We start from the raw sequence: 18,978 nt of genomic DNA on the forward strand, positions 1-18,978 counted from the left end.
AATATGTCCGGCCCTATGCATTTTTCGGTCAGCGGGCGGCGAGGTTGCGCCGCTCCTCATCGGTCAGCGCCTCCTGCTGGGTCGGCGAGAGTGACCCATTGCCGACCAGCTGCAGCACACTGTTGGTGTTGTAGCTCTGGTCACGCGAGCGGCTGCGCTTATCGTCATCATCATTCTGTTTCGGCGCCGGCGATCCGTCGCCGCCACCATAGCCGAGCACCTCGACCATGATGATCGACGGCTGGCCGCCGCCGTTAGATTGCGCCGGCGGCGCAGCCTGCTGCGTTGCCGCCGTGGTGTTCGACGCCGCGGTCAGCGCCGCCGTCGGCGGCCCCTGCACCGTGGGAATGCCGGTCACCGTGCCCTGGCCGCTGATGTTGGCGGCGTTCACCACCTGCAGCGCGGCAAGGTTGAGATTGCCGGAGAAGCGGACGCCGGCCTCGCCGAGGTCGATGGTGCCGAGCGGCGCCACCAGATCGATGTTGCCGCGAGGCACCTGCGGAAGCGGCTGCAGCGTCGCGAACCCGGCGCCGGATGCCGGCGCCGTTGGCGCCAGCGTCACATTGCCGTAGCCGTCATAGACGCGCTTGGGCGGCGAGAAGATGGTCGTCGTCTTCGAGCCGCGGCCGGCGTTGATGTCGCCTGTCGCAGACCACACCAGAATGTTGCCGCCGAAGGTGGTCATGACGCGGCTCTGGCCGAGCAACACGCTGCCGAGCGAGTAGATGTCGATATTGCCGGCGCCTTGCGTGATGAGGCCCGCCTTGGCGCCGGGCGTGACGCCTTCCACGCCGACCAGCGTCTGCCCGCCGGGCGCCAGGATCTGGATGTCCCCGCCGAACTCCGTCCGGATGCCGGCGTCGGCGAGGAAGGTCCCTCCCGAGCCGTTCGGCGCGAGGCCGCTGAACATCGAGAGGCCCCCGCTATAGGTGATCGGCTTGCCCTGCTGATCGACGCTCGGGAACAGCGTCGCGATGGCCTCACGCCCCCGAAGGTAGCTGCCGCTCCGCGGGCTCGTCGGGTCGTTGTATTCACGACCGCCGGCGGTCAGCTCGGCGTAGTAGACCTGCCGGACGAAGATGCCCTGCTGTTCCGCCGGGAGAGCCAGGAAATAGCTGAGAGCATCGGCTGATGTGCCGTTGTAGCCGAAGCGCTGCTGCAGCCAGGTCAGCAGCTCCTGGTCGTAGGCGTGAACCACCTTGCCGCTGCCGGCGAGCGGCGTGCCATCGCCGGACAATTGATTGGCGGCGTCGAAATACAGCCTGGCGAAGGCGCTGTAGTCCGGCCCCTTGGCGCCGGCGCCAACGACTGTCGTGATGCCCGCGCCGTTGGACTTGCTCAACGAGCTGCTGGACAGGTCGCCCAAACTGGCCAGCGTGCCGTAATACCCCTGATAGAGGTTGCGGCCAGCTTCCACATCGAGCAATCCCGGGCCGGCGATCGTCACCGACTGGTAGATGACATCGCGCCCGGCACGGACCAGCGAGATATCGTTCGGTCCGATGTTGAAGAACACATCAGGCGTCGTACCCGTGCCCACGATGTCGCGGCCGGCGATCATCTGGAAGGGCTTGGCGACCGTATACCAGATCGACAACTCCGGCCTGAAGTCGAGCGTCGGGAAGGTCTGCGAGGCCTGCCCGACAATCAGATCCACGATATCGACACCGGCATAGATCAGCGCCGGCCGCGTGTCGCCGGCATGCAGGTTGGTCGCGGTATCCGGCCCGAACGCGATCGGGCTGGTCCCGGTCATGACATAGCCCGAATTCGGGCTGGCATTGGTCTTGCCAGCGGTCACGTTGCCAAATGACTGAGCAAAAATCGGATGGAACGGGGTGGCCACGCTGCTCATTGCCGCGCCTGACATCGCCACCACCTGGGTCGAACCATAGATCGAGCCCGCCGCCAGCAATTCGAGCTGACCGAACGGAGACGGCATCAGCTCGATGACCGGGAACGCGGACCCGGTCACCCCAGGTTCTGCGAAGCGGATATCGCCGTTGGCGGCAGCCGCGATCAGCGTGCCCGGATAGAAGCCGTTGCCATTCTGCGTGGCGCCCTGCCCCGCATTGCTGACGTTCAGGGGAGCGACGTCGCCGCCGGCCGCGTACAGGCTGATCGACGTCGCCGGGGTCCACAGGGCGAAGCTCGAGGCCGCGCCGCCGGCATAGAACGTCCCGTTCGCGCTCAGCGTATAGGGCAGACCGTTCTGATCAACCGGCACGCCCATTCCAGCGTCCGCTGCGCCGCCGAGGACGAGGTCCCCACGGGTGGTGATGCTGACGCTGCCATCGCCTGGCGTCACCACCGGCCCGGGGGTTTTGTACGAACGCCTGAAGGTATTGGCATCGAGCGTGCGCGGATCGAGTGATGAGAAATAGGCGCCGCCAGCACCCGGAGCGAGCGCGCCGACCGCGCCCGCATTGATCGTGATGTTGCCGCGCAGGTCGGCGATCGATCCAAAATAGTCCGCCTGTACAGCCAACGAGCCGATGGGAATGACCGGGTTGAGCGCGCCGCCGATCTTCACAGTGAGATCGCCGCCGCCGGTCTGCACCAGCGTGCCATCCGGCAGCACCCGTCCGGTCGAGGCGACGGCGAGGTCCAGACCGGTCGAACTGGTGTTGCGACCGATGTTCAGCACGCCCGCATTCCCTCCCGCGATGACGGTGAGGTTGCCGCCACCGAGCGTGCCGATGCCCTGGAAGCCGACCACGCTGGCGTCGAAGGTTGTGTTCGTCGAAGCGTTCGGATCTCCGCTCGCCTGAGCGTAGGTGCCGAAATTGATCCACCACGCCGTCGGCTGCGTCGCGAAGCCACCGCCGCCCTGGCGCCACAGCCAGTTTCCGGTCCGATCCGTATCGACCCAACGTACCGGGGTGTCGGTGAGCGCGATGTTGCCGGTGAGGTTGCCTTGGGCGGACACGAGCACGTCGCCACCATGCTCAGGATACCAGGCCTGGTACGCGGCCAGCGCGGCTGCAGCATTGATGGCGTTGTCCCCGCCGAGCAGCGTACCATTCTTCTGCAAGGCGCGCGGCTGGTTGTACGGGTTGCTGCCATCGGACGCCGTGATCGGCGCCGACTGCGTGCCGGCGGTGTAGACGCCGAACAGGGACTGCTCGCTGAAGCTGCCGCCGGCAATCAGGTCGAGATTCCCGGTTCCTGTTCGGACGACACTGGGCACGGCCGGCGTAGGTCCTGTCACGCACGTATAATAGTTACAGAGGTAGCCGTACTTGGCCACGCTCTTGGGGCCATTCTTGTTGCCGTTGAAGTAGTAGAAGAAAGTCGTCGCCGCCTGAAAATGGCTATCTGTCAACGTCAGGTTGCCGCTGGCGCCCGACGCCTGGAGCGCGCTTGTCGGCCTGACCGCGCGCGTATCAGCCGCACTCAAGTCGGCACCGGCAACAAGCCGCATCGACCAGGATAGTGAGCCCTGCGGCAACATCGCGGCGATGGGCAGAATCGTCCCCTGCTTGCCCGATGATCCCGTTGGACGGGTCGGTGCACTGGACTGCGCCATCTGAACATTGGCGCCGACCGGAATGATCCCCTCGAACGGCACCGTGGTGTCACCGCTGGTGGTCACCGCGGCGGTGAAGACGCCGAGCGAGGCACCTGATGGCCAAGTCATCGCAGTGATGCTGACCGTGGTCGGCAACACCGAACCAGCCGCGAATTGCGCGCCTGCCGGAATGGTCATTGCCGAACCCAGCACAGTGCCTGCCGGATACAGCACGTTGCCGCTGCCGTCGAGCACGTTGCCGGTCAGCCGCGTCCCCGCCGGGAGCGTCACGTCGGCTGCCAGCGTCACCGGCACGGGGATCGCCGTGTTAGCACGGATGGTGGCCGGATTGATGCTGATCGCATAGCGCAGCGACAGCCCCGCGGTGTTGGGGAAGCTGGTCCCACTGCTGAGCACCAGCGGCATCAGCGTCACCACGCTGCCGGTCTGTACTCCGGTCTTCAGCTGCCAGTTGTTGTCGTCGAACGTGGCCGGCGCGGGCATGAAGCCGTCGGAGATGCTGCCGACAATGTCGAGATTGCCGCTGGCGCGCAGCACCAGCGCGCCGGGCTCGCCCGAGCCGTAGACGCCGGTCTTCTGGAAGTTCGGATTGAGGCTCTGATAGCGCAAGCCGGCGAGCTCGAGATCGCCTGCCACCGTCAGCGTGCCGGTCGGGTTCGCTGCGCTGGGGACGCCGTCGATCTCGACACCGGGACGCAGATGGAAGGCATTGGTATAGGCGCTCAGTCCAGCGAGGCGTCCCTGCAGGCTGCTGTTGGCGAGCGCCGCAGTCATGAAAGCCTGGCTTTGTGTATCGATCTGCTTCAGACCGACAAAGCCCGTCGAGGCCGACACCGGACTGGTGTCGCCATTGTCCTGGACGATGGTTCCGTAGGCATCGGTCGGTGCGTAGGTCCAGAAGCCATTGACCGCGAGGCTCTGCGCACCGCGGATGTTGAGCGGCCCCGAAGCATTGATGTTGATATCGCCCGACGTTTCGCCAGTGCGCGACGCGTTGAGATTGATCTCGCCATAGGCGACGCCGTCCAGCGTCGACAGGTCGATGGTCGCGCCGCCCGCCAGCACGAGCCGGCCACGGGTCGCGGTCAGCTCGATATGGCCGCGGTTCCTGGCCTCGATCGGCTGCCGGTAGCTGTCGACCTGCAGCACGGTACCGTGGGCATCGAGCACCGCGGTCGAGGCTAGCGTCAGCCCGTTGATGGCCGACAGGCGGATGGTGCCGGGCGTGGCGCCCGATGCATCGATGGTGCCGGCAACGGTGAGGCTGCCACCATCGACCGAGACGGTCACGTTGTGCGCCTTGACACCGTCGCCGATGACGAGATCGCCAGTCTTGATGTCGAAGCTGCGGCTGTCGAAGAAGCCGCCCTGGTTGAGGGTGGCGTTGAGGCCTGCGAAATCAGTCAGCGTGCCGGCGGTAACGCTGAACCCGCCGCTGGTATACCCGGCGGTGGCGGTGCCGTTCACCGCACCACCGAAGGAAACTCCTCCATTGCCCGCATTGACGGTGATCGAGCCGGCATTGGCATTGATCGCCGAGACGTCGACCACCGCCCCCGCCGCCTGGGTCACGCTGCCCTGCGCGCTGCTGAGGATGACGGTGCCGCCGAAGCCGTAAACGGTCGCGCGCTGGATCATCGACGGCTGGCCAGACAGGTCGAGGCGGCTGCCGGCATTCAAGGTAATGTCGTTGGTGGCATTGACCACCAGCTTGCCGCTCGGCAGCAGAATGGTGCTGGCGATGGCAACGCTGTCACCGCTGAGGTCGATCTCGGCGCCCGACACCGTGGAGCTGGCCGTGCTCGGCGCAAGGCCCGCTGGCGTGACCACGTTGAGCACGCCACCGGCCGCATAGGCCATGACCGACTTCTGCACGCCGGTGAGCAGCGGCGTCGACAGCGTCAGGTTGCCGCCGGTGCCGCTCTGGCCAAACACCGCGCCTGCCGCAGTGCTCGGCGCCTGGTAGACGAACAGCGAGCTGTTGCCGGCCGAGACGATCTGCGTGCTGGCGACAAGGTTGACGTTGCCGAAGCCGTAGATGACCCGGCTCGCCGAGGAGGTGTCGAGGGAGACGAACTTGCCGAAATCAATCTCGCTGGCGACGAGGTTGAGTGTCCCTGCTCCACTCCCTGCCCCACCGACGACGACCTGCGGCGGCGAGGCCCCGGAGATGCCGTTCCAGGCGATCTTGCCGGCGGCGATGGTCGCGCTGTCGCCGGCCGAGCCGTAGCCGTAGATCGCCGGGGTGTTGAAAGTCAGGTTGATGCCGGCGGCGGTCGCATCGAGGCCGGTCGAGCCGAACACGTTGATGGCATTGGCCGCGCTCAGTGTGATGGTCTGCAGCGCCGGCGCGCCGTGGGTCGGATCGCCGTTGACCAGCGTGTTGAACAGCGCCTGGTTGAACAGCAGCCCTGCCGGAGATCCCGCCGCCGCGATGGTGGCATCATCCCCGATGTTGATCGTGCCGACCGCGAGCGTGATGTTGCGCGAGCCGAAGTGGGCCGATGGATCGAGGGTGGAAACCCCATTGGTGGCGAACGCCAGCGTTCCCTCGGAATAGAGCTCAGACCCGGCCCCGACCGTGATCGCTCCCGTTCCCTTCGAGCCCAGGAATTGGAGGTCGCCGTTCGACAACGCCAGCACAGTCGTGCCGACACCGGTCGAATAGCCGACGCCGAGCGAGGCGGAATCGTAAGGCGCAGGTCCCTGGCCGACGGTCGTCAGCACCACATTATTGCCGATCGTGATGTTGCCGCCGAACAGGAATAGCTCCGCGGCCCTGAGCGTGACGCCGTCCCGGATGAAGAGGTCGCTGCCCCCCGACAGAACCATCGTACCATCGATGATCCCCGCCGAACCATTGATCAGCAGCCGCGGCGCCGCGATGGCATCGAGATCGGACGCACGGACCGACGGGCTGGCAAAGCCCTGTGTCGGCGCATCCGCATAGATTTCGCCGATGTTCCTGAGGACCACCTGCCCCGCAGCACCGCCCGCCCCGGCCTGGAACAAGGCGGTGCCGTCGAACACCAGCGCGGATCCCGAAAGCTGTTGCGTCGGCGTCTCGAACGTCAGGAACAAGGTCTTGCCGTCGGCAGGCAGCAGCGGGCGAATGCCGCCGAACTGCGCCGCTTGGACGACCATGAAGTCGCTGTAGCTCTGCTCGTTGTATTGCGAATATCGACGAACGGACGTCCCCGGCGTGACCAGGGCAAGCGACGGCAGGCTGCTGCGGATGCCGGTGTTGGCAATGCCGGTATAGGCAGAAGTGACATAGGTGCCGTTGCCGATGGCGAACCCAGCCGGAATCGGTGCGGCGGTGGGCGCCCCGAGCTCGACGCGATAGGCGCCCGGCAGCAGCGCGTAGTTGGACGGCAGCAGCGTGTAGGTGCCGGCCGGAAGCCCCGGCACGCCCGCAGGGATCGTGATCTGCTGGCCGATCACCGGGTCGCCCGCACCGTTTTCGGGAGCGACGGGGGCGTATGCGGAGCCGTAGCCCGGCACGATGGCATAGACCTTGTCCGAGGCCTTGCTCAGGGTCGTCGTCGGATTGGCGTTGACCAACGGCGTATTGAGCACGTTGACCGAGCCACCGCGGCCCGAGACGAAGCCAGCGCCGGCAAGCGTGCCTCCGCCCGAGAGATCGAGGATCGCCCCGCTCTGGACGTTGCTGAACAGCGTATCGATCGTGACGCCGGATGCACGCGTGTCCATGTTCGTCAGAGGCTTCGACGTGACGCTGGCCCCGTTGTAGGTGTAGGTCACGCCATCCTGCGTGCCGCCGTAAGGAATGGTCACGCCCGCCATCGAGACGGACGTAATGCTGCCCGGCAGCAGATCGACCCGTTGCGACACCATCGCCCGCGCGGTCCCCGACATGAATTGGCCGAGCTGGATGCTGCCGAACGGAGCCAGAAGGATGCCCCCCTGCTCGATGACCCGCGCGCCAAGCGTCAGGCTGCCGAACACGGACAGAGGTGCATCCGGAATGGTCGCGGTGCTCCGACCGATGGTCAGGGTCGGCGGACTGTCCGGGTCGTAGCTGATATTGTTCTGTCCGACATAGACTGTGGCGACGACGTTCGTCGCCGGATAGATCTGCGCCGCAATCAGATCCAGATTCCAGTCCGTCTGGAGCGTCGTCCCCTGCGGAGCCGTGGTCGACAGGAAACGAATGTCCCCCTGGCTGACCAGCCTGACCGAGGAGAAGCCGGGCGCGCGCATGCTGTTCGGCGCCGCCGCCGAGAAGGCAACCAGCCCCTGGATGTCGATCTGGTTGGCGTCCGCCTCAAAAGTGGCGGTGGTCGGTGACCCGGACGGCGCCGGGTTTAGAATGCCGCCAGTGATCATGTGATCCGGAAGGATGACGGGATTCCCCCGGAGCAGAATATATGGTGCCGACAGCTGCACATTGCCGGTCACAGGTGGCGCCGACGGATCAGGGCCACCCGCGATGGCGGGGCCCGAGCTGAACGCGCCAGCGGTGAGCGTCAGGCTCCGTCCGAGCGCGAGCGAGACATCGCCCGCGAACTGCATGTAGTCACCGGAACTCAGCGATAGCGCGCCGAAGCCACCGGCTTTCACCATGTCGGCACTGACTGTGGTCTGGCCGAACACGAGCGATGAAGCGTCAGTCCCCGGCGCGATGTCCGTTGGCAACAGCGAAAGCTGGCGCGTCTGCACGACCGTCATGACGCTCGGCAGAAAGACATTGGGCGGCGTAACGGTCTGGCCGTTCTGGACGAAAGTGTCGTCGCGGAATATCGGCGTGATGAGTGCGATCGACAGGCTGCCGCCGGCCGCTCCAGCGCCGCCCGCCGCGGCGTGCATGTTGCCATCGAGGTAAAGGCCGCTCGATGAGCTGAGCGCAATGGAGCCGCCATTGCTGGCGAGCGTCAGCGGTTGGGACGGTGTGCCGCCCTTCGTGCCGGCGGAGAGATCGATCGCGGCCTGCGTCCCGTCGGCATTGAGCTCGGCGCCCGGACGCAGGATCACGAACGCCCCGCCACCATTGAGACTGATCGTGCCGCCATCGGACGCGACACCATAGGGACGCCCCGCGGCGTCAGTCGCGCGATAGGCCAGTCCGGACACATCGAGCGTAGCGTCGGTGCCAATCCAGATCGATACGCCACGGCCGTGCCCTGCTGCATCGAAATTTCGGCTGGCCACATCGATACTGCCATTGGCCTCATTGATCATGGCGATCGTGCCGCCGTGAGCCGTGAGACTGCCGTTGACCGCAATCTGCCCGAAGGCATCGAGCGTGATGCTCTGTCCCGGGTCGACGGTGATCGAAGCGCCGTCGCCGATCACGACGGCGCTCCCCCTGCCATATCCCGACTTGATCACCGAACGCAGCGCGAGGCTGGCGCCGGCACGCTGGGTCAATGTCGCGCTTTGCGGATTCTCCATGAACAGCGGCGGCAGCCACACCGACATCGCCGACGCCGGATCGCTGCCCGTGCGCGCACTGAAGCTCGCGTCCGTGAAACGGTAGACCGGCATCGTCGGCGCAAGCACGGTGCCGTTCGCCACGAGCACGCTCTGCCCGCCATTGATGTCGTAGCTGGAGAAGCCGGCGGTGAAGAGCGACGGATCGAGCGCGGGCGCAGGCGCGATCGCGACCGTCTGCGGCAGCACCGCGCCTGCCGGAATGATGTAGCCGACCGGATAGGTCATTGGCGTGGATTGCACCGATCCGGCGGCGTAGGTCACCTGGTAGGGCAGGACCGGAAGGCCGTTGGGAAAGACGCTCGAGGGAACGGTGACTCCTGCAGGAATCTTTCCGGATCCCGCCCAGGTGGTGATGATCGAGCCGATCGGCACGGTTGCGGACGCACAGGGCCATCCGCCGTAACATCCGGTGGTTGTCCATACCGTCAGCCCGGCCGGGAGCGGCCAATCGGCGCCGGTCGGTCCGCTCGGCATGATATTGCTGAGCGTAATGTCAGCGAGTGCCGGCGTATCGAGCATCATGGTCGTCAGCGTCACCGTCAGTGCCGCCGGCAACGGCTGCCCTGCCGGAATAGTCAGCGCCTGCTGGAGTTTCAGCGCGACGGGCGCCGCCGTGCCGGCCGCCAGCACACCGCCCGCCAGCGACGCGTTGTTGCCAATCAGGATGTTGCCCGGCGAGGAAATGGTCAGCGTGCCGCCGCCCGTCACGCCATAGGCTCGGATCGCGCTGCCGAACGACAACGTCACGTCGCCGGGATCGCCACCAAAGGTGTCGCCTGCGATAACAGTGACATTGCCGCCCTTGCCGCCCTGCGTCTTGCCGTTGGCAAGGATGGCGCCGCCCGACGACACATCGATGGCGCTGCCATCGGCGAGCGCCACGTTGCCGGTGGAATCGAAGGTCACGTTGCCACCGTTGAGGAAGGCGAGCCCCGAAACGCTGGCGGGATCCGTCACGCTATTGACCCACAGGCCACGCGTATCGATGGTGACACCGGATTCCAGGGTCAGCTGGACGTTCCCGACCGCCGGCGTCAGCACGGTATCGCCCTTGGCGCCGTTGAGAATATTGCTGATCCTGACGCTGCCGGAGGGCGCGGTGATGTTGGCGGCAACATCCACCACCGGCGCCGTCAGCTTGACCTGGGCGCCCGGCGCAAGGTTCAGCGGCGCATCGACCGCAATCTTGTTGCCGGTGTTGATGTTGAGGCCGCCGAGACCATAGCTGTTCAGGGCTGGCGCATCGAAGTACGCGGTATTGGTGCGGTCAGCCGACAGCGCATCGGTCGCGCCGATCTGGTTAACCACCGGCGTGACGTGGTCGAACTTCACGTCGGTATTGTAGGCGCCAGCCAGGCCGTAGGTGTTGTACTGGCCGAGCGCCAGCGTGCCCGCAAGCGGCGCGGTGCCCTGCGTCTGCTTGTAGCCGTCGGTCACAGTGGTGGGACGCGCGCTGGCCTGCCGCAGGCCGGTGATCACGTCGGCGATGATCTGGCCCTCGAACACCGAGGTCGGCGTCGACAGGATGAGCTGGCCGGCATCGCGCCCGATGGTGTAGCCGTCCTGCCAGATGCTGCCGCCGAAGCCCAGAGGACTGGCGTAGGTCTCTGTCAGGCTGTTGTCACGCTTACCACCCTGGTTGTGGTAAACCGTGAAGCCGCTCATCACCCCAAAATAGCTAAGGTTGGCCGGCGCGCTGTTGATGTTGTAGATCCGCCCGTCACTGCCGAGCACATAGCTCTGCGGCAGGAAGCCGCCCTGGTAGGTGACCGAGCCGCCGGAGATGTTGAAGATCGAGCCCTGCTGCGCCACCACCTCCGGCGCCGACAGCGTGATGGTGCCTCCGACCGCGGTCCATTCGCCGATGGTGTGCCGCGTGTTGCTGAGATAGCCCGAGACTTCGAGCAGGCCACCGGCCGTGTAGTAGCGATCGGTCGCGTAGCCGCCGGTGCCGGCCGGCACCAGCGTCAGCGAGCGTGCATCGATCCAGACGTTCTGGTTGAACAACAACCCGCTGTCACGGTTGTCCGGTGAATCGCGCAGCTCGTTGCCCTGGATGTTGACCTGGATGGCGTTGGCCGACATCGGCAGCAGCACGCCCTGCACACCGGAGACATCGAGCGTCGCGCCGTTCTCGGTGAACACACGCTTGCCAGCGGACACCGCGATCTGGCCGCCCTGGGCCATGGTGACGGAGCCGTTCTGGAAATTCACGAGACCACCGGTGACGATCTCGACGCGCGACTGGTCCTTGCGGTCACCCAACGTCGACAGATTATCGAACAGACCGAGGGCCAGCGCGTTGGGTCCGGACGCCGCGATCAGTGCATCGCGCTGGGAGTTCAACGCAGTATCGGAGGACCGCAGCTCCGGCAGGATCAGCGTGGTGCTGTTGCCGGTCAGCGTCACGCTGCCGTTGGCATCGCTTGCCGAGTTGAGCAGGTGAATGGTGCCGCGCTGGTTGACCGAGGTGGTCGAGAGGAGCGCGCCGTCCTGGATCAGCGTGCGGCCGGCGAGCGTGATATCGCCCTGCTGCGCGAAGATCAGGCCGCTGTTGCCGACTGTGCCGCTGGCGCTGCCGGCATAGAGGATCGGCGCAACCTCGTTGCCATTGGTGGTGGAGAACTGGTTGCCTGCCGTGCCATAGCCGGCGCGCAGGACGAAATCGTCACCGGCGGCGAGCAGTGCCTGCCCCTTCGGCGTGGCGATGGTGCCGGCGTTGCGCACCTCGCTACCAAGCAAGGCGACGAAGCCGCCGCCGGAGGTGGCGGATGTCGGCGCACTGGTGGTGATCAACGCGCCGTTCTCGACGATGATCTTGCCGCCCGCGCCCGTGAAGCTCGGCAGGTAGCCGTTGCTGCCGCCCGTATTGGAATAGATTCCCTTCGTCAGGAACTGCTGGTCGGTGATGCCGGCGGTGGACGCGATCAGCGAGCCGACATTGATCTGGCTGGCGCCGCCGAAGATGATGCCGTTCTGGTTGATGATCAGCACCTGCCCGGGGGCGTTGATCTGGCCGAGGATCTGGCTCGGCCCGACATTGCCGATGACACGGTTCAGCGCCGTCCAGGTCGAGGCTTGCTGGTTGAAATTGACCGTGGTCTGAGCGCCGACGTTGAAGCTCTGCCAGTTCAGGATCGCCTGTGGCGCCGTCTGGTTGATGGTGACGGTCGTGCCGCTGCCATTCACGCTCTGCACGGGCGCATTGGCGCCGCTCCAGGTTGCATTGGGCGCGACCTGCAGGCCGCCCGCCCCGAGACCATTGGGCACGGTGATCTGCGGCATCGTCGCCGAGCGCTGCGCGGCCGCAGCAGCCGCACGCGCCGCCGCCTGGGCGCCCTGCATCGCCTGGATCGCTTCGATCGAGCGCCGCATCGCGCTCTGGCCCTGCTGGGCCGCTGCCGCCGCCTGCTGCGCGGCGAGCGCCGCGGCATCGGTGGCATAGGTCGTCGCCGGAATGCCGACGCCGCCGCCGAGCTGCGCCGCGGAGACCTGCTCGGCCGCCACCAGCAATGTCAGCAGGCTGGTGCCTGCCAGCAAGGCCGCCCGCGAGATCAGCCCGGCCGGCCGCCCCATCGGCAGCGGTGCAACACGCCGCGCAGCGTGACGCGAACGACGCGCCTTGGTGGCTCCGTTGGCGGACTTGGCAGGGAATGACATGGGGTATCCTCAGGCAAACGGTTGCAGGGACGGCGCGCTGGCAGGCGTCACGATGAAAGGGATATCGGCAACGATGCGGCGTCATCGCTGGCGGACGGCGGCTCGAGCCAGAGGCCGACCTCCGGCATGTCGACCGCCAGTGTCGCGGTGTCGGTGTCGAGGCCGCTGATGCCGAGCCGGCGCACGCCGGCGGCGACCTGAATGTCATGGATCTCGCTGCAGCCACCGGTGTAGCGCAGCGTGCCGACCACCTGCCCGCGTGCGAGCTCGATCGCTACCACGCCGCAGATCAGTTCGCGGCCGCCGCGCTCGACCGGCAGCCCCTCGAACGGCTGGCTGCCGCGCATCAGCGACAGGCCGACGAACATGTAGCCGCCATGAACGGCGACGCCGCGGGCGAAGCCCGGCAGCGACACCACCGGCGAGCACGCCCCGCTCGCGCGGTCGATCCGCAGCAGCGTGCCGGTGCCAGCCTCGAGGATGTAGAGATCCTCGCCGATCAGCCGCGGCGAATGCGGCATGCACAGGCCGGAGGCGAGCATGCGCCTGCCCGGCACATCCATCAGCACACCGCCATCGAGGCGGTTTGCGGTCCAGCCGCGCGGCGTGTCAGTGGTGCCAAGCGCGGTGACATAGCGCACCTCGCCATCCACCACCGCCATGCCGTTGAGATGGCAGCGATCGCCGGGACGGATCTCGCTGATCCAGGGCGGCTGCCACACCGGCACGAAGCTGTGAAAGCCGTCGATGCGGCAGATGCAGGAATACGCGGTGTTCACTGCGAGCAGGCCCTCGGGAGCAAACACCATGTCGTGCAGCGCGCACTCGCCGGTGAGGTAGCGCGCGCGCGGCACGAAATAGCCGTCGAATACGCCGGGAAACTTGGGCAGGCCCGGCGCCAGCTTGCGGATGTTGCTCATCACCACGATCTCGGTGCGCGCCGCGACCGCCAGCCGATCACCGTCGAGCGCCAATCCCATCGCCGCGGGAAAGCGAGCGAACATCTGCACCGGACGCCCCTCGCCGAGGCTGGAGAACGTCATCACCGTGCTCGATTGATAGTTGGTGATCACCAGCGAGCAGCCGAGCCGCTCCAGCAGCGCCACGAACGACGGCGTCACCTGATAGTCGATCGCCTCAGCCGGATTCACGCGCGGCGCGGCGGCTTCGTTAGTTTGGGTCACGGACGACACGACATTCATGCCCGAGCGTCTCGTCCGAAGCGACGATCAAGGCTACACGCCACATGCTCCGACGGCCGAACAACCGTCGCGCCGCGACACCACAACCGATGCGAGTTCCCCGCACGCGAGGTTGCATTCCGAAGCGGCATGACGTGTCCTTTCAGCATTCGCGCGCGCGGTACGCACGCCTCAATGCTGAGACACCCAGGGACCTGCAAAGCCTCAAAGGATTTTTATGAAAGTTCGGTGTCAGCGGGGAACCGGCGATTCGCCGCTGGCCGCCTCACATCACACGCGATCGCGTGCGTGCATGATTACGACAACAGCACCACGCCGCCCGGCAGCGAGCGCCGGCGCACGCCGAACGCCTGCTCGATCTGCGCCAGCGCCTCGTCGGGCCGGTCGATCCGGAAGCGGCCGTTCACGGGCAGGCGCCCGGCGTCGGCGTTGAGCAAGACAATGTGTCCGGCGCGATAGCGGTTGAGCTCGTCGATGACCTCGGCGAGCGGCTGCATGTTGCAGACGATCAGGCCCTGCTGCCAAGCCGCGACGACGGCGGGATCGATCGCCGCCACCGGGCGCAGGCCGTCGGCGCCGTAGACGACCTGCTGACGCGATGACAGCGTCACCGCCTGCGCGCCCAGCTCGACGCGCACGTCATCGGCAAGGCATGTCACGCACACCGTCGCGCCGGTCATGCGGACATCGAACTTCGCACCGCGCGTCGTGGTGCGGCCGCCGGCGGCGACGACGCGGAACAGCCCTTCGCTCTCTGCGCCCGTGGCTCGCGCCTGCTGCGCGAGGTTGAACGAGGCCTCGCCTGCGATCAGCTCCACCGTGCGGGCGTCAGATCCGGCACCGACCGACAGGCTGGTGCGGGTGTTCATCTGCACCGAAATGCCGTCGGCGACCGTGACGTGACGCTGCTCGCCGGTGGCGGTGCGATAGTCGGCGCGCAGCTCAAACACCGACGGCCACAGTCCGAGCGGTGGCCGCACCACCATCACGCCCGCCGCGGACGCCGCGAGCGCACCGCCGAGCAGCGCCCGCCGGCCGATGCGGCGGGAGGCCGTCGCAATCCGCGCGCGATCGGCCGCCGCCCGCTCGTCATCGAGCAGGCTGCGGCCAGCCGGACCGAACGCATCCCAGAACTGGCGCGCCTCCGACAAGGCCGCCGCATGGGCCGGGCTGCGCGCGCACCACTGCCGCAGCGCCGCCGCATCGGCCGTCGTCGCCTCGCCCGAGGTCAGGCGCCGGACCCACGCCAGGGCCTCGGCCTGCAAGGCCGCCAGCTCCTCCGTCTGCCCGTCGGTCACCACCATCGCCCTCTCGCGTCCACCCCGGCCGTCGCAATCCTGCCGGCGGAGCGGCTCAAGGCCCCTCCGTTGCATAGACACCTGTGGATGCTCAAACCCGCATCAATTTGTTGAGGGATCATCGTCAACGCCTCCCGCGGCCCTGGCGAAAACGGGTGACGCAATATTCCTGCGCCCGGCGCAGCTCCTTTTCCACGAGGCTGACGGAAATCCGAAAGCGCTGCGCGATCGCCTGCCGCGACAGCCCCTCGAGGCGCGCTGCCAGGAGGATGGCGCGCGGCCGCGGCGGCAGTTCCGCCATGATGTGCTTCAGCCGCTCGATGTCCGAGCGGCCCTCGATGATGCGCTGGGCGTCCGGCGCATCGTCGGCGATGTGCAGGAGGTCGTCGACCTCCGCCGCGCCGAGACGGCGGACCTCGGCGCGGCGCTGGTTGAGCGCGATGTTGAAGGCGGCGCGAAACAGGTAGGCGACGGGATTGCGGACCTTGCCGACCGCCTCGGCACCGTCGAGGCGCAGATAGGTGTCCTGCAGCGCGTCCTCCGCCCATTCGGTCGAGCCCAGCCGCCGCGCCAGACGCGATTTCAGGTCGCCATAGCGCTCGGTCAGCAGCGCACGCAGCGCGGGGGCGCCATGGCCCGTGCCGGCCGCATTGGCTTCGTCGCGCTCGTCAGCCACGGCGATGGTTCTCCGTGGCCGTGCAGGCGACGACGCCGCCCGAGGCGCGCGGCAGCAGCACCATGGTGAAGGGCTGCGCCATCCGTGCCGGCGGCGGCTCGCCGACCGCGACCGCGGTGGCGCCGTCAATGATCTGCGCATCGCGCTGCACGTCGCCGGTCGAACTCAACAGGCGAACCCGCGTCACCGCGCCATCCGCGCCGACCCACAGGCTGAGCGCGGCGCGGTAGTCGCCGGGCCGCGTCAGCGGCCTGCCGCACAGCGCTTCGTTGACGCTTTGCTGCAGCAGCGCAGAATAGCGTCGCTCCACGGCGTCCTGCGCCGACAATGCGGCGCGCGCGATCGCGGCGGGCGTCCGCATCAGTCCCGGATCGTCCGGCGCGACGACGACAACAAAAGCCCCCGCCGAGGTGTACTGGGCAACGAGGCCGCTGTCCCGCAGCAGCAGGTGCAGCGCCTGCTCGGGCGCGAAGATGCCGCGGACGGCGTTGGAGATTCGCCCCTAGGCGAGACGTCCATTGTAGACGGCGACGAGACCGGTCGCAGCACTGTAGGCGTCGAGCGCCGCGGCGAGTGGCTGGGCGGGAATATCGAACGGCGCGGCCGCATCGTGCTGCGCGACGGCGGACCGCATCGCGCCGGACGTCAGCGCGAGCATCAGCCAGAGGGCCGCCCAGCCGGCACGGCCGCGATTGAAGGCGGGCGGAATGGCCTGACACGGCCGCTCGGATTCGCAACGCACGCAGTCTTCCCTGGCGCAGCCGGTCGCGCGGGATCCATTCCCCCCGCTGCGAGCCGGCAAACGGCGCGGACACTAGTCCCCCGTCGACGACAGAATCGTGACAATGCCGTTCACAGGAGTCTGCGGTGGGTTGTCACCTTGGACAATTTGTCCGGCGCACGCGCCGCCAGGGTTGCTACGATCGGCAAACCCCGGTCCGCACGCTGTCGCGGCGCTCCCCCGGCCGGTGCGAGGAGAGACATCATGAAGGTGCAGCCCGTGTCTCCTGATCCCCGACATGCGGCGCTGCTGCAGGGCGCCGATTTCGCCGATGCCTACCGCATCGACGCCGTCGATCCGCAGCTCGACGCCTTCACCGTCGCACGGCGCGCCACGCAGCCGCTGCCGTGGGTCGCGGCGCTGCTGGCGCTGCGCAACCTCCTCGTGTCGCCGTTCGGGCTCAAGCATGGCCGCGAGCCGCTGCCCGAGAGCATGACCCGCCTCGGCATCTTCCCCGTGCTCAGCGAAGCACCCGACCGGGTCGTGCTCGGAATAGACGACCGGCACCTCGATTTTCGCCTGGTGATCGAGGCCCCCGGCACTGGCGAGGTCACCGGAACCACCCTGGTGCGCACCCACAACCGACTCGGTCGCGCCTATCTGTGCCTGGTGCTGCCGTTCCATCGCCTGATCGTGCCACGGATGATGCGGCAAATCGGGGTGAAAAAGGCCTGAAATCGGCTGTAAGCGCCGGTTCCGGGGCCCGCGAGGCGAGAAAGACCCGTGATTTTCTTGCCAAAAGCTTGACTTTGCGGCGTTCCCGGCTAGTTTGCCGCCCAAACGCGGGTCCGGCGTGGCTGGCCCGCTTTTCGCATTTTTCAGAACACCCGAGGGTTTCGCATGGCCAAAGCGGTCACCATCAAGGTCAAGCTGGTTTCCAGCGCCGACACCGGCTTCTATTACGTGGCCAAGAAGAACTCGCGCACCATGACCGACAAGCTGGTCAAGAAGAAGTACGACCCGGTCGCGAAGAAGCACGTCGAGTTCCGGGAAGCCAAGATCAAGTAAGCGATCGCAGATCGCGCCGCTGGCGCGAGCCGTCTGCCGATCGACGGGACGGGGCCTTGCGGCCCCGTTTTTTGTTCTGGCTCCCTGTTGTCTTACCGGCCTGACCTTTGGTCAGCCCCGCCCGGCGGCAACCAGTGGCGGCTCTGACGGCCGTACCAGGGCGAACGCCACCTGCACGACACCCGCGGTCAGCCCCAGCGCGACGCCGAACCGCCAGGCCAGCGTGTAGGATCCGAACACGTCGTAGATGATGCCGCCGCCATAGGCGCCGAGGAAGCTGCCGATCTGGTGGCTCATGAAGGCGACGCCCTGGATCATCGCTTGCCAGCGCAGCCCGAACATCTCCGCCACTGCTCCCGCGACCAGCGGGCCGACGCCGAGCCAGAGAAAGCCCATCATCGCGGCGAACACCAGCGTGCTCGTCGCCGTCGGCGGCGACATGAAATACCAGGCCAGCACCAGCGAGCGCGCGACATAGATCATGCCGAGCAGCATCAGCTTGTTCCAGCGCCCGCCGGCCCAGCCGAAGAACAGGCTGCCGAGCACGTTGAAGCCGCCGATCACGCCGAGCGCCTGTGCGCTCAACATCGGATCCATGCCGCAGAACTGCAGATAGGACGGCAGATGCGTGGTGATGAACACGAGCTGCATGCCGCAGACGAAATAGGCTGCGGTCATCACCACGAACGGCGCGCTGCCGAGCGCACCACGCAGCGCGACGCCCGCCGACGTCTCGCGGATCTCAGCGCCCGTAGGCTTGGGCAGCGGCACGCGGTCCACCTTGCCGGCGAACCAAGCTGACGGAATCAGCGCCAGCGCGAGGATGACGAAGCCGACCAGCCCGATGCGCCAGCCGTGGGCCTGGCTGAGGACCTGGCCGAGCGGCGCCGCCATCAGCGCGCCGAGCGATCCGGCGCCCGACACGATGCCGAGCACGGTGCTGCGCACCGCCGGCGGCGTGGCCCGCGTCGCCACCGACATCGCGATCGCGGCCGCCGTGCAGGCCAGCGAAACGCCGATCAGGAGCCCCGCCCCGAGCATGATGGCGAGCAGGCCCTGCGCCGCCGCCATCAGCACCAGCCCGGCCACATAGAGCAGCGCGCCGGCCATCATGACCGGGCGGAAGCCGTAGCGGACCGTCAATGCACCAGCCGGTGGCTGCAGGAAGCCCCAGGCGAGGTTTTGCACCGCGATCGCCAGCGTGAAATCGGCGACCGAGATGCCGATGTCATGGGTCAGCGGCTGCATGAAGATGCCGAGACTCTGCCGCAGCCCCATACTGAGGCTGAGCATCACCGACGCCCCGATCAGGATGGGCAACGCAGGACGCAGGGTTCGCAGCACGGTCGTCGGCATTGTTGTTG

The 18,978-nt window shown here is 67.1% G+C and carries 9 protein-coding genes; 2 read left to right on the forward strand and 7 right to left on the reverse strand.

Going from position 1 to position 18,978, the window contains the following annotated elements; genetic code table 11:
- Positions 1-28 precede the first annotated feature (28 nt).
- The 6 genes from AB4Z37_RS30485 to AB4Z37_RS30510 form a co-directional block, all read right to left on the reverse strand.
- Positions 29-12,649, reverse strand: a complete 12,621-nt coding sequence (locus tag AB4Z37_RS30485; protein ID WP_441520467.1) for a filamentous haemagglutinin family protein — start codon at positions 12,647-12,649, stop codon at positions 29-31.
- Between the two features lie 47 nt (positions 12,650-12,696).
- Entirely contained in the window at positions 12,697-13,833 is a 1,137-nt protein-coding gene (locus AB4Z37_RS30490) for a TIGR03032 family protein (RefSeq protein WP_441520468.1), read from the reverse strand.
- 314 nt (positions 13,834-14,147) lie between these two features.
- Positions 14,148-15,155 carry a FecR family protein gene (locus AB4Z37_RS30495; RefSeq protein WP_441520469.1) on the reverse strand — a complete coding sequence of 336 codons (1,008 nt, stop codon included), beginning with the start codon at positions 15,153-15,155 and terminating at the stop codon, positions 14,148-14,150.
- Positions 15,156-15,273: 118 nt separating this feature from the next.
- Positions 15,274-15,825 carry an RNA polymerase sigma factor gene (locus AB4Z37_RS30500; protein ID WP_441520470.1) on the reverse strand — a complete coding sequence of 184 codons (552 nt, stop codon included), beginning with the start codon at positions 15,823-15,825 and terminating at the stop codon, positions 15,274-15,276.
- Positions 15,818-16,186 carry a hypothetical protein gene (locus tag AB4Z37_RS30505; protein WP_441520471.1) on the reverse strand — a complete coding sequence of 123 codons (369 nt, stop codon included), beginning with the start codon at positions 16,184-16,186 and terminating at the stop codon, positions 15,818-15,820. The genes AB4Z37_RS30500 and AB4Z37_RS30505 overlap by 8 nt, the downstream gene beginning before the upstream one ends.
- 141 nt (positions 16,187-16,327) lie before the next feature.
- Positions 16,328-16,567: a hypothetical protein gene (locus tag AB4Z37_RS30510; protein ID WP_441520472.1), complete on the reverse strand. Its 240-nt coding sequence runs from the start codon at positions 16,565-16,567 to the stop codon at positions 16,328-16,330.
- A gap of 243 nt (positions 16,568-16,810) precedes the next feature.
- On the opposite strand from AB4Z37_RS30510, the gene AB4Z37_RS30515 reads away from it, so the two are divergent.
- The gene (locus tag AB4Z37_RS30515; protein WP_441520473.1) at positions 16,811-17,281 is read left to right on the forward strand and encodes a DUF2867 domain-containing protein; all 471 of its coding nucleotides are present in this window, start codon (positions 16,811-16,813) and stop codon (positions 17,279-17,281) included.
- Positions 17,282-17,446: 165 nt separating this feature from the next.
- Positions 17,447-17,614 (forward strand): 50S ribosomal protein L33, encoded by a 168-nt coding sequence (gene rpmG / locus AB4Z37_RS30520; protein WP_002712167.1) that lies wholly within the window; start codon positions 17,447-17,449, stop codon positions 17,612-17,614.
- A 111-nt stretch (positions 17,615-17,725) separates the two neighbouring features.
- Here rpmG and AB4Z37_RS30525 read toward each other — a convergent pair whose 3' ends face one another.
- Positions 17,726-18,970, reverse strand: coding sequence for an MFS transporter (locus AB4Z37_RS30525; RefSeq protein ID WP_441520474.1), 1,245 nt, complete (start codon positions 18,968-18,970; stop codon positions 17,726-17,728).
- Between the last annotated feature and the right edge of the window lie 8 nt (positions 18,971-18,978).

Origin of the sequence: Bradyrhizobium sp. 2TAF24 (assembly GCF_052115025.1) — a bacterium.
In the GTDB taxonomy this organism is placed as follows: domain Bacteria; phylum Pseudomonadota; class Alphaproteobacteria; order Rhizobiales; family Xanthobacteraceae; genus Bradyrhizobium_A.